Consider the following 11895-nt stretch of genomic DNA (forward strand, 5'->3'; position numbering starts at 1 on the left):
GGGTTTCCCGACCATGCCCGCGGTTACTTGCCGTTCACCCGCTCCGATTCACGCTATAGGTGTCGACGGTACAGCGGTGCATCGACTAGGTCGCCGATTCCGAATGTCGTGCTTGCCCAATGCATCTGCTACTGGAATTGGGGGCACCCTATAGGTTTCGTCTAGGGGCTCGTGGTTCTTGAGCGTGACGTAATGGGGTGTCGCAGCGGTGTCTGGCGAGTCAGATGAGGGTCGCGTTGATTCTGCCGTCGGCTCGTTTGCGGTCGTAATACGTGGGCTGGCGGGGTCGTGCAGGGCCGCGAACGCCGAGAAAGGCAGTGCGCGTGTGAGTTTACGGTTACCCGACCAGGGGGTGTACTCCGTGGATCGAGGTTGATGGGTCACGGCTGCGATCCCGGCATAGTCGGCCAGATGGCCAGCGGAAGCGAATACTGATCCCTCGCCGACTTCGAGCAGGATTCGTGCTGCTGTCCTCACGCCGACACCCGGCATGGAGGTCAGGACCAGGGAAAGAGGGTGGGCATTGAGCATCCGCTCCACGTCGTCGCCGATGGATTTCGTTGCCGGAGAATCACTTTCAGTGAATCAGCAAGTGTTGCCAGCATGATATCAGCGGCCGCAATCCAGGAACGACGACGGTCTGCGCCTCGAGAGCGGAAAAGATGTCGGCAGCGAGTCTGGCAGCCGTACGTGGCGCGTTCTTCGCTGTGATCGCGGCCAGTGTGCGTTTCCCGGCGGCGCGTATTCCTGCGGGGCCTCCGCAGCGGGAGAGGATTTCGAGCACTCCGGGGTGCGTGATTCGCAGTCCGAGGCACATTCGAGGGCTGGATGAAGGCTAGTCAGCAGTCCGCGGGATTCGGTTGCTGCTCCGGGTGGCTTCCCCGGAGAGATCGTCGTCGAGGCCGACGAGCACACCGAGCTCGGCGCGTGTGTCGTCGCCGGTGTCCACTCGACGAATAGAAGCAGACCAAGGCGGTTGAATCCTATGACCTCACGAAGATAGGCGGGACGAGACTGCTGCCCCCTCTCGCCACGTCCCGAAGAGAGTGCATCTGAGAGCTGAACTGCTACGTCGTGGTTGGAAGATCCGCTCAGCGCGGAAGATTGTTCGCAGCGCTAAGTCTAAAACTGATGGAGGTTGTTGACAGTTGGGTCTTCCGATGAGAGGAAGATTCCCATGTCACCACGAGAGCTCGAACGTCGGGCGAAACACAAACTCGCAGTGCTGCGCCACGTCGAGGAAGTCAGTGGCAGCGTCGCCGCCACCTGCCGTTACTACGGCATCAGCCGGCAGTGCTATTACGTGTGGCGGCGACGGTTCGACGAAGAGGGGTTCGAGGGTCTGAACGATCGGTCGAGCGTGCCGCACCATCAGCCGACCAAGACCGATCCGGAGGTGATCGAGAAGATCCTCTGGCTTCGCCAGCAGTACCATTTCGGGCCGCAGAGGATCTCGATGTATCTCGCGCGCTATCACGACGTCACCATCAGCCCGTCAGGTGTCTGGCGCATCCTCCACAAATTGGGCCTCAACCGGCTACCTGCCTCACAGCGCTACAAACGCACGCAGACCCGGTGGAAGCGCTACGAGAAACAACGCCCAGGTCACCAACTGCAAGTGGACGTGAAATTCATTGAGCCACTTGGCCAAACGGGGAAGAAGAAGCGTTACTACCAGTACACCGCAATCGATGACTGCACTCGATTGCGGGTTTTACGGGCTTACCCGCGCAACGACCAGAAAATCGCGATTCAGTTCATCGATCACGTCCTCTCGAAGCTGCCGTTCCAGGTCGAGAAAGTCCACACGGACAACGGCCAGGAATTCGGCTCGGCGTTTCATTGGCACCTGCTCGACATGGGCATCGGGCATGGTTGGGCCCCCGTTAGCAGTCCAGCACCTATGCGATAGCTAGTTGGTTTTCTTGAGTCCAGTTTTCCCAGTAGCGGTTTGGCGTCATGCCATCGAGGGATCCGTGGGGCCGTTCATGATTGTAGATAGCTTTCCATTCCTCGGCCAGATAGGTCGCTTCGGCCATCGTGTCCATGATTTCTCCCGAGAGTTGTTCCCTTCTGAACTGGGCGTTGAACGATTCGACGAAACCGTTCTGCCACGGTGAACCAGGGTCGATGAAGGCGGTGCCCACGCCGACGGTGTTGCACCAGTTGATCAGTGCGGCGGCGGTGAATTCGGGACCGTTGTCGCAGCGGACGTAGGTCGGGGCGGTGCCGGTTTCGGCGATGATGTTCTCCAATGCTGCGACCACGTCGGAGGCTGTGAACGACCGGCGCGCGATGATGGCCAGCGCGGTGCGGGTGTATTCGTCGATGACATTGAAGAAGCGGATGTGCCGCCCGCAGGAAGTCACGTCGGATTGGAAGTCGAAACTGACCACGTGCATCGGGTATTCGGCCGTCAGCCGCTTCTGCTCCCCGGCGCCGGGACCGGCCCGGCGTTTCTTCCGCGCCTTGGGTTTACAGACGAGGCCTTCCTCGCGCCAGAGCCGGCGTACGCGCTTGTTGTTGAGCGCCATTCCAGCCCACTCCTGGGCGAGCAGGCACCAGCGGGCTTTCCGCCATCCCCATGTCGGGTGCTTGATCGCGATGGCGCGTAGGGCGCCGCGAAGCCGTGTTTCCTCGAAGCTCGTATCGGGTTTCTTCTTCCGGAAGGCAGACCGGTTTTGGCCGAGGATCTTGCAGGCGAAACGCTCGGAGGTCCCGAACTTCTCCACCGCCATGCGCACGGCACGGCGGCGGGGTTCGGGGCTCAGAATTTTCCCTTGGCCACCACGTTGAGGATGTCGATGGCCAGTTCCTTCTCCGCCAGCAGCCGTTTGAGTCGCGCGTTCTCCTTCTCCAGCTCCTTGGTCCGTTTGGACGCCTCGGCGTTCTTCTCGGACCCGTACTGGTTCAGCCACCGGTACCAGGTCGCTTCGGTGACCTGGAGTTCCTTGACGACCTCGATCATCGGGTGGCCGTCGTTGAGCATTTTCTGGCCCTGCCGGACCTTCGCGATGACCTGTTCAGGGGTGTGTCTGCGTGCCATGATTCGTGAATTTCCTCCTGTGCCCATTATCGGACACGAAAGTCACACAGACACTGGACTTCTACACAGGGACCCAACCAGGCACGTCAAGATCCGTCGCCGAACCCCGCGCCTGAACGGCAAAGTCGAGCGCTCGCATCGCATCGATTCCGAGGAGTTCTACCGACTGCTCGAAGGTGAAGTCATCGACGATACGAACCTCTTCGCCGAACGACTCCAACAATGGGAAGACCACTACAACTACGATCGACCCCACGGCGCTCTCTCGGGTCAAACACCCTACGAACGCCTCAAGCAAAAAGCACGAGACCCGCTGTCATAAGCCTCTTTCAGTTGCACAGCTAAGTTAAGATCGCCGAGGCGCCGCACGATCCAGTTGGCGGTTCGCTCTACAAGGACACGGTGGTGATGGTGCGCAAGATCCTTCTCGTGGATCCACATGAGGTGTATCGACGGGGTTTGGTGAAACTGCTGGAAAATGTGACCGACCTCATGATCGTGGGGCACGCATCCACCAGCGGCGAAGCCTGGAGCCTACTCGTTCAACTGCAGCCCGATCTAGTAGTCGTCGAGATGGAACTGGAAGACAGCGGAACTGGGACAGAGTTGGTACAGCGACTTCGGCATGCCTCGATGCAAATTCCGTGCGTCATATTGACGGATTACGGGGAAGAAGACTCCCCGCTCGACGCACTGCTTGCCGGAGCCGATGGTTACGCCACTAAGGATACTCCGAGCGGGGACCTGATACGTGTAATGCGACATGTAGCTAATGGAGAAAAGTTCTTCGATTTGGAGCGCATAAGTAGCATATCCATGAAGCGGCGTAAGGCAGCAACGAACGATCCGGCAGGGCGATTAAATGAGAAAGAAAAAACTGTTTTGCGGGGGGTAGGCGAAGGATTGTCCAACAAAGAAATCGCGGAATACATGTACCTTTCGGAGAAAACCGTCAAAAACTACATGTCACGTATATTGCAAATATTCGGCGCCAACCGACGGACGCAATTAGTTCCCTATGCTATTCGGCTCGAAGCCTGTGAGGAACTTCGTCGGCGAACCCGGAGACTTTGAGGGCCTCGAATTCCGCGGAATTCGGTCGTTTCCTCGAATTTTCGGCCCGTGGTTCCGGTCGAATCTTGCAGATACGGGAGCGGACTTCAGTGTCGTTAATTCGTCCGGCGCACCTGTTGTGCCGGTATGGATTTTTCTGCTAGCTGGATGATTCTCTTGACAGTCCTCGACGGCGACCAGACCGACTCATCACCTCGCACACCACGCCCACGGACTCGCTGACGACCGCCCTGGCCGAGGAGGCGCTCGGGGGACCGGCAGCTTTGCGCACACTCCCTTTCAAGTCGCCACTGGCGCAGCCATTCGGCTGGTCAATGTTCCCCCTTTCTGTCTACTCGCAGCCTCGACCGTGCCATCGACACCGTTCGGACCTCACCGCCGGTATTGGGTGAGCTCGCAATTCGTGGACTGGTCGCGGTAACTGCGCCACGAACGAGGAGGGGTGAGCAACTCCGGGCCGGACCTTGCCACGCACCTTGTCTGAGGTGTGTAACTTCCTGCACCGAAATCGGATACACAGGTCGTATGTTGAACTAACGATCAGAGAGCGACGATTTTGTTTCATCTATCCACGTTCGGACCATCTCGATGACACATCTATCCACGTTCGGGCCATCTCGATGACACCCGTCGACGGTGAGGACTCCGCGGCGCCGACACCTCCGCAGTGGAGGGACCGAAAGCGGTACTGGTGGCCGTTGGGATTGCTGATCCCGCTGAGCCCGTTTCTGTCCTGGCTGCTTGTCGAGCACCTTCACCTGGGACTGTTCTGGGCCACCGGAGCATGGATTCTGGTGCTCGTCATCCCGATCGTCGACCTGATCGTCGGCCACGACGGTCACAGCCCGCCCGAACGCGCTATCGCAGCGTTGCAGGAAGATCGGTACTACCGGTGGTGCACGTACCTGTATCTCCCGTTGCAGTACGCGGGATTGGTGTTCGCATGCTGGTGCTGGGTTCATGCCCCGATGGCGACGGGAGAGAAAATCGCTCTCGCGATGACCGTCGGGGTCGTCGCAGGGGTCGGAATCAACGCCGCCCACGAACTCGGCCACAAGAGCGAGCGCGTCGAGCGGTGGTTGGCGAAAATGGTCCTGGCCCAATCGTTGTACGGGCACTTCTACGTCGAGCACAATCACGGTCACCACCTCCGAGTGGCGACGCCGCAGGACCCGGCCAGTGCCCGGTTCGGGGAATCGTTTTGGATGTTCCTCCCTCGCAGCGTGCTGGGAGGACTGCGATCGGGATGGCGGATCGAAACAGCGCGCCTGCGCCGCCGGGGGAAACCGGTATGGAGCGGCGGGAACAACATTGTGCAGGCATGGGCGTTCAGCGTCGGCATGTTCGCGATATTGATCGCGGTGTTCGGATGGCAGATCTTCCCGTGGCTACTGCTGCAAGCATTCGCGGGGATCTCATTCCTCGAGGCCGCGAACTACCTGGAACATTACGGGCTCCTGCGGGCTCGCCGCGAGGACGGACGTTTCATCAAGGCCCGCCCCGAAGACAGTTGGAACAGTGATCACCTCGTCTCCAACCTGTTCTTGTATCAACTGCAACGTCACAGTGACCATCACGCGAATCCGCGCCTGCGGTACCAGTCGTTGCGCAGTGCCCCCACCGCACCGCAACTGCCGGCCGGCTACGCGGTGATGATCGTGTGCGCCTGGATACCGCCCGTCTGGCGACGCATCATGGATCACCGTGTGCTCGACTACTACGGAGGGGACCTCGACTACGTCAATACCCGGACACGGACCCGATGAACAACCTCTCTCCGCAGCGTGGTGAAAAAATCCGGTAGACACGGCAGATCAGACCGCAGGAGACGTACCCGCACCGCCAGGTCTAATGATGTAACCGCCACGGTCACAGCCCGTGAACGGCACCTACCGCTACCCCCGGTATGCGCGGTGCATGGCTTCGCCCAGTCTCGCCCGATGAGGCGCGAGACACCCCGGTTCCGCGCACACCCACTTCGAGTCTGGAGGTCTCGACTAAATCTAGAACTGATGGAGGTCATTGACAGTTGGGTCTTCCGATGAGAGAGAGATTCCCACGCCACCACGAGGGCTCGAACGTCGAGCAAAACACGAACTCGCTGTGCTGCGTCACGTCGGCGAAGTCAGTGGCAACGTCGCCGCTACCTGCCGCTACTACGGCATCAGCCGGCCGTGCTACTACGGCACCAGTCGGCAGTGCTGCTACGTGTGGCGGAGACGGTTCGACGAGAAGGAGTGGAAGGGGCTGAACGACCGGACGAGCTTGCCGCACCATCAGCCCACCAAAACCGACCCGCAGGCGATCGAGAAGATCCTCTAGCTTCGCCAGCAGTACCACTTCGGGCCACAAAGAATCTCGATGTACCTCGCGCTACCACGACGTCACCAGCAGCCCGTCGGGTGTCTGGCGCATCCCCACAAGCTCGGCCTCAACCGGCTACCGCCATCTTTGGCGCTACAAACGCACACAGATTGTCGACAGTCGAGCGCGTCGTAGACGATGTCCATCTGATTTCGTCGAGCCGGCTGCGCTGGTTCTGCGTTCGAGCCGGGTAAGTTCCGCAACGAGCTCCGGGTAAATTATGGCCCGCCGTACGTCCTGCATCGGTAGTGCTTCCCACGGGTGAGCCTGCTCTTGTATCGGCATTCTCGTGAAGGCGAGTTGGTAATCAGGTGAGTGGACATATCTGAGGTTTTGAGGGGCTGGTGATGTGGGCAGTCCCTCATCGACTAAGCACATGGCCAGCCCAGGGGTTTAGGCTACCGACGACGTGGCTGGCTCGCGGCGGGGCCGGCACGACAACGGCCCGGTGCGGCTAACCCCGGCAGTTCTGCCGATAGTGAACGTCAGCCTCGTCCTGCGATGTCTGGGCGTGGTCGATCGACTCGAAAGCATCGATTTCGGCCTGATAGTAGGCGTCGACCTCGTCATCGGTCCGTACCGCGCACCCGAAAGGGGCCATCGAGCCCGTAAGGACGTCGATCCCAAAACCCAGTGCACGGAGCCGTCGGGCAGTATTCCTCGACCACCACTGCCAAGGTATTCAGGCGAAAAGCAGCTCCACGACCCCGTCCGAGTTCACCGTCTGTGACCATGTGCTCTTCATAACTTCAGATCCCACTCCGGTTCGATCGGTAGCCTCAAAGGGGGTTACCACGACGCGCCGGTTCAAGTATGCACTCGATGAAATACCCGAGAACGAGACGCAGAGTCAAGCTTCGGTCGAATCCGTCCAGGTGGCGCGACCTTCGTGAAGTGGTTCGCACATTCGGCATCGGCCATCCAGATGCTCATCTCGTATCGACGGGTGTGCGTGCCGAGGACGCATCGGCGGAGTTTGGATGGTAGCTGCGTTCGATCGAAATAAGGATCCCGCTGGCAGACAAGGACAGGATGCCTTCTATCACTGTGCCATCGTTTCAGGTACGTTTCGGGACGTTGATGCTCATGCGAGAGTTGGCGCTCGCAGGAAGGGGTCAAGGAGAGGTCGTATTCGCGACAGTGCGCGAGGAAGTAGCCTTCGATCATCATTTGGACGTCTTTCGTTATAGCTCGGGCACGGTGCGAACCGGCGCACGGCAGTCACTGAAGTTCACGACGTGGGCCGGAAACCATAGCGTTGTCGCATCAGGGTGAGGGCCATGATGTCGTCACCGCTGATCTCTGTCGCGGTCACCCAGGCGCTGCTTTGCAGGTAGTCGCGTCGACACTGCTGATGGTCCTCGGGTGTGAGTGCTGTGGCGGCAGTGTGAGGGTTCGTGGGGTCGGCTTCGGCATTCTCGAATTGCGCCAGGTACGCAGCGAGGACGGCGGCGTCGCGCCGAAACTTATTCAACACTGCTGCCGAACTCGGTCTGGCAACAGTCATGCCGATGTCCCGAGATATCTAAGACACGTTGTTCAGGCATGGATCTTGGCACTCCATTCGGCCCCGACCTGAGGAAGGTAGTGAATGATTTGACAATACGGGCTCTCGCAGCTCCCGGCTATAACAGTTATTATGCGGGTGAGCAAGTATCTCGCGGAATTTGGCCCCCACCGGATCGGTCCTTTGAGTGGTGAGAGTCAACCGGGATGTGTCGAGGGCCCCTGCCCGTAACCCGCTGTTGCCACATGGTCAGCGCCGCGGTTTGCCTGGCCGATTCAGCTCCGCTGACCGTCCAGTCGAAGAGGTTCGTGAACTACTGGGGCAAGGTTCCTACTCGGGTGTGCAGAACAGTGCAGTGTCCTACCCCCCCGAGCTCTCACCTGCCCTGCGCGTGACTTCGCATGATTGGGGCCAGATTATCCGGATCGGCAATCGAGTTGAGTCTGCGGACATGAATTCGTCCCGTCCTTGGTGTCGGAATTGTATTTCTCGCCTGGGGAAATTGCCATCAGGGTGACTTAATTCGGGTGCCGGCAGATAACAGTGGTCCCAACAACGATAATTTGGCGGTGTCACGCAAGTGCATTCCCTTCCCAGGGTCGGCAGTTTGCGGGGAGTGAAGGGCCGCGCTGATCAAGACGCCTGACTGCAAGTGTGTCCCCTAGCAGAGAGGTGATAACCGCCTAGTTAGTTGCGGGCCGTCGTCGTTGCCAGTCGGTTCAGTCCAGAGTTCGATCACGCCGGCAGCGTTGAGAGCATCGCTCTGCGGCTGGCGGCCCCGACGGGTCGCGAGACCCTCGCGTCGCCGAAAGCTCACCTATGAGTCCACAGTGTTCTATAACTCATCGCAAAGCTAATAACGCACTATTCGCTGTGTTACGAGTTATGGAAGCAAAGGCTTCGGTCACCTCAACCGTCGCCGTTGTGTCAATGTGTACAATTGTGTTTTAAGTATGTACATTTGTGGGGCATCGTTCGGTGGAGACGAAAATCGGGACCGATCGATGCCGAGACCGCAATGAGCATGCTCTCAGTGTCATGCGCCACGAGTTTTCGGCGAGGCGACAGCGGGAGTGTCCAGGATTACGGATACGGCGGATATCGTGAAATTGATATTCATTCAGTGCGCAACGAAGAGGAATGCCTGTGGCCGAAATATTCATTCGCCAACTTATCGACGACCTGGACGGGAAACCGATCGACGCAGGATTGGGACACAAGGTAACTTTCTCTTACCAGGGCTCCGATTATCGGATTGATCTTCGACCTACCAATGCCGACAAGATCGAGGCTGTGTTCGCCCCGTATGTAAAGGTTGCGGAGAAGGTCTCCTCGGTCGGCAATGCTGGGGCGAAAACCTTGACCGGGACCAAGTCGTCGGAGTCTGGTCGATCAGCGGAACAGTTGAAAGCAATACGGGAATGGGCCGGCAAGAACGGCTTCGACGTCTCCCCCCGCGGAAGAATCCGAGCTGACGTTATCGATGCTTTCGACTCAGCACATTGAGGCCTGTGATCAGCATCTTTTCTCGCTGACGTCGAATGGATAGTGCGCCTGTTGCCGTGATTTTCGTCGGTGAGAGAGGGAAAGATTCAGGCGAGGTTGAGGTCCCCTCGGCGGCGAAGACCAAACGGCCGTCGTCGCCGGCTTCACCAATCTCGTGTGCAACTTCGCGGCAAGGGACTTGGGGCTATGTGATCCCTGTGCATCGGGATGACTTCCGGAACAGAGTGGGAGCGACGAGGGGGCCCACTCCGTTGCAGAGGACGATCAGTTCAGAATCCGTGTGGCCGAATTGCGGGGAGTCCTGAGCTCGTTGCGCGCACATACGACCTCTTTCATCTCAAAGCGCTATTCGATATCTTCCACGTTGCGTACGAATGAGGTGGCGATCTGCGCGCTGTCGGGTATCGAGAACGCCGACGAGTCGGTGATGACGCGTGACGACATTGGTCGTGCGGTCGGATTGATCGCCGTATAGATCTCCGGCTCGCGGAGATGTGCGTCTACATCAATTTCGCTCATCCCTTCGTTGAGGGAAACGGTCGGACACAGCGGGAGTTCGTCGATCAGCTCCTCGCGGTGTCCGGTCGTGGTCTGGCGTGGGATTTGATCGAGCTCGCCGGGGCGTGATGTCGCCGTGCCGGCAACGACATCGATCCGCTTCGGGTGATGTTTGCGGCCTACTTCTACGACGACAGCGCACCGGAATCCGCCGCCTAGAATTCCCGCCATCGGGATCTTCAAAATCGGACTGGCCACCGGAAAGCAGCTGCAATCCTTTGCGGCTGAAATCAACTGTGCTGTACATGTCGATGCCGAACGGGTCGACGCTGCGGGCAGAGAGTCGGTCGTGCCAGGACAGGGGCCGAGAAGAGGCGGAGGCGGAGATGCCGCCGATCCACTGATCGAAACAACCGCTGGATACGCATCTAGGGTGATACTTCACCGGCCGATATTGAAACCGGCACAGCGGGGGAACCCTCAAAAGGCGTATCGAAGGATCGAACCGGAATGGGATCGCAGTCATGAAGAACACACGGCCACAGAAGGTGAATCGGGACGGAATCGCGGAGCTGCTGCGTCACTTGAACACCTTGGCTGCCGTGGTCGACGAATACCGTCGACGGCTCCGCGCACTGCCGGCGGTCATCAGTGGCGACGAGCATGACGAACTCGACAGAATGAGTTTCATGATCGACATCCTCACCGACGCGATGGCCCCGTTCGGGTGCGCGGTACGGACCGAGGCCGAGGTCGACGCCTATCTGGCCGAGATCGATGCCTTCGAGGCGATCATCCACGGTCAGACCGCCGAGGACGCGGACTGACGGTCACTCCAGGTGACAACCACTCCCGGCCAGACCAGGACACCAGCGTCGAAAACAGAAGTTCACACCGTCGTGGGTTCATCGAGCATGTGTCCGATGAAAGATTCCGCGGAAAATGCGACTCACCCCCTCCATCGCCGTCGTGTGTCGGATTGATTCACCGCCCCTGCACCGGCCGTATCCTCGGATCGCTCGCACCGCCGTCCCAGACGGCGCGAGCGACGTGAAGAACCTCAGACCCGCAGGGGCATTGACCGAGACCCACACATTCTTCGGGACTACAGGGTAGCGATACACTTCCCACTCCCGTGGATCTGCGCATGCTGGCCGCTTTCTCTCGGCCCTGGACCGCTGGTTTTAAAACCCCCGGGGGAGATGCGTCCCAGCCCTGAGCAGGGAAGGTGCCTGGAGGTCGATCCGTTGCAACACCCTGCACAAGCACAAGGATCGTTATGTTCAGTGAGCGGTTGAATATGTTGTTCGAGTCCTCGGCCCGATCGGGTCGACCGATCACCCAAGCTCAGCTTGCTGATGCCGTCATTGCCCGGGGCCACAGCCTCTCGTGGGCCCATATTTCTCAATTACGCGGAGGCATCCGCACCAATCCGTCGGCGGAGTTGGTCTCGTTGCTCGCCGACTTCTTCAACGTGGACGAAGAGTTCTTCTTCCCTCCCGCCAACGAACCGGGCGTCCCGGATTCGACCCTGCTCGCAGGACTGACAAACGCATCGTTGCGGCGTCTGTTGCTTCGCGTAGTCGAGCTTTCTGACGCATCCACAGGGCTCGTCGTCGAGATGGCAGAGCACCTTCGCGACAAGGAAAAGCTCCTGATGCGGCCCGAACGCATCTTTCGTCAGCGGTGATTGCGCATTCCGCGACCACACGCTTTCTCAAACAGCCAGTCCAGGTGCAGTGACTCACGCGCCTCACCCCGACGCCATTGCCGGTCAGACGTTCACCCCCGGCCATGGGACCTGCGGCGCGGCGTAGTATCGCCGGTGCGCGCTGCCCCCGCGGCGTGCATGGCCCGCTGTCGACGGCCATCGTAAGCTCCCCACTGGCGGCCATTTATG

At 59.4% G+C, this 11895-nt stretch carries 9 protein-coding genes and 4 pseudogenes; 9 read left to right on the plus strand and 4 right to left on the minus strand.

All coding sequences use genetic code 11. The features are described 5' to 3' along the window. Positions 1–126: 126 nt before the first annotated feature. Positions 127–961 (minus strand): annotated as a pseudogene (locus BH682_RS35795) (transposase); the annotation flags it as partial. A gap of 216 nt (positions 962–1177) precedes the next feature. Here BH682_RS35795 and BH682_RS35060 point away from each other — a divergent pair. Next, positions 1178–1897: pseudogene (locus BH682_RS35060) on the plus strand (helix-turn-helix domain-containing protein); the annotation flags it as partial. 4 nt (positions 1898–1901) lie between these two features. Here BH682_RS35060 and BH682_RS35065 read toward each other — a convergent pair. After that, positions 1902–3046 (minus strand): IS3 family transposase gene (locus BH682_RS35065; protein ID WP_087503882.1). Its coding sequence is split into 2 segments (ribosomal slippage): positions 1902–2773 and positions 2773–3046, totalling 1146 coding nucleotides; the frame shifts between segments, so codons are not numbered across the junction. A gap of 79 nt (positions 3047–3125) precedes the next feature. Here BH682_RS35065 and BH682_RS36215 point away from each other — a divergent pair. The 5 genes and pseudogenes from BH682_RS36215 to BH682_RS35095 form a co-directional block, all read left to right on the plus strand. Beyond that, positions 3126–3368, plus strand: a pseudogene (locus BH682_RS36215) (integrase core domain-containing protein); the annotation flags it as partial. Between the two features lie 86 nt (positions 3369–3454). Then, positions 3455–4120 carry a response regulator gene (locus BH682_RS35080; protein ID WP_083954831.1) on the plus strand — a complete coding sequence of 222 codons (666 nt, stop codon included), beginning with the start codon at positions 3455–3457 and terminating at the stop codon, positions 4118–4120. A gap of 179 nt (positions 4121–4299) precedes the next feature. Next, positions 4300–4657, plus strand: a pseudogene (locus BH682_RS37400) (hypothetical protein); the annotation flags it as partial. 83 nt (positions 4658–4740) lie between these two features. Continuing rightward, positions 4741–5886 (plus strand): alkane 1-monooxygenase, encoded by a 1146-nt coding sequence (locus BH682_RS35090; protein WP_064113076.1) that lies wholly within the window; start codon positions 4741–4743, stop codon positions 5884–5886. A gap of 337 nt (positions 5887–6223) precedes the next feature. After that, positions 6224–6442 carry a leucine zipper domain-containing protein gene (locus tag BH682_RS35095; protein ID WP_064113077.1) on the plus strand — a complete coding sequence of 73 codons (219 nt, stop codon included), beginning with the start codon at positions 6224–6226 and terminating at the stop codon, positions 6440–6442. 1273 nt (positions 6443–7715) lie between these two features. On the opposite strand, the gene BH682_RS35100 is transcribed toward BH682_RS35095, so the two are convergent. Next, a complete protein-coding gene (locus BH682_RS35100) occupies positions 7716–7991 on the minus strand; it encodes a hypothetical protein (RefSeq protein ID WP_075836657.1) in 276 nt (91 codons plus the stop codon). Positions 7992–9131: 1140 nt separating this feature from the next. On the opposite strand from BH682_RS35100, the gene BH682_RS35105 reads away from it, so the two are divergent. Beyond that, entirely contained in the window at positions 9132–9497 is a 366-nt protein-coding gene (locus tag BH682_RS35105; protein ID WP_269750911.1) for a histone-like nucleoid-structuring protein Lsr2, read from the plus strand. 345 nt (positions 9498–9842) lie between these two features. On the opposite strand, the gene BH682_RS37405 is transcribed toward BH682_RS35105, so the two are convergent. Continuing rightward, positions 9843–10226, minus strand: a complete 384-nt coding sequence (locus BH682_RS37405) for a hypothetical protein (RefSeq protein WP_442971969.1) — start codon at positions 10224–10226, stop codon at positions 9843–9845. Positions 10227–10519: 293 nt separating this feature from the next. Here BH682_RS37405 and BH682_RS35115 point away from each other — a divergent pair, with 293 nt between their 5' ends. Beyond that, positions 10520–10822, plus strand: coding sequence for a hypothetical protein (locus BH682_RS35115; RefSeq protein ID WP_075836659.1), 303 nt, complete (start codon positions 10520–10522; stop codon positions 10820–10822). Positions 10823–11274: 452 nt separating this feature from the next. Continuing rightward, positions 11275–11685 carry a hypothetical protein gene (locus BH682_RS35120; RefSeq protein WP_075836661.1) on the plus strand — a complete coding sequence of 137 codons (411 nt, stop codon included), beginning with the start codon at positions 11275–11277 and terminating at the stop codon, positions 11683–11685. Positions 11686–11895 lie beyond the last annotated feature (210 nt).

Origin of the sequence: Rhodococcus sp. YL-1 (assembly GCF_001942025.1) — a bacterium.
In the GTDB taxonomy this organism is placed as follows: Bacteria; Actinomycetota; Actinomycetes; order Mycobacteriales; family Mycobacteriaceae; genus Rhodococcus_F; species Rhodococcus_F qingshengii.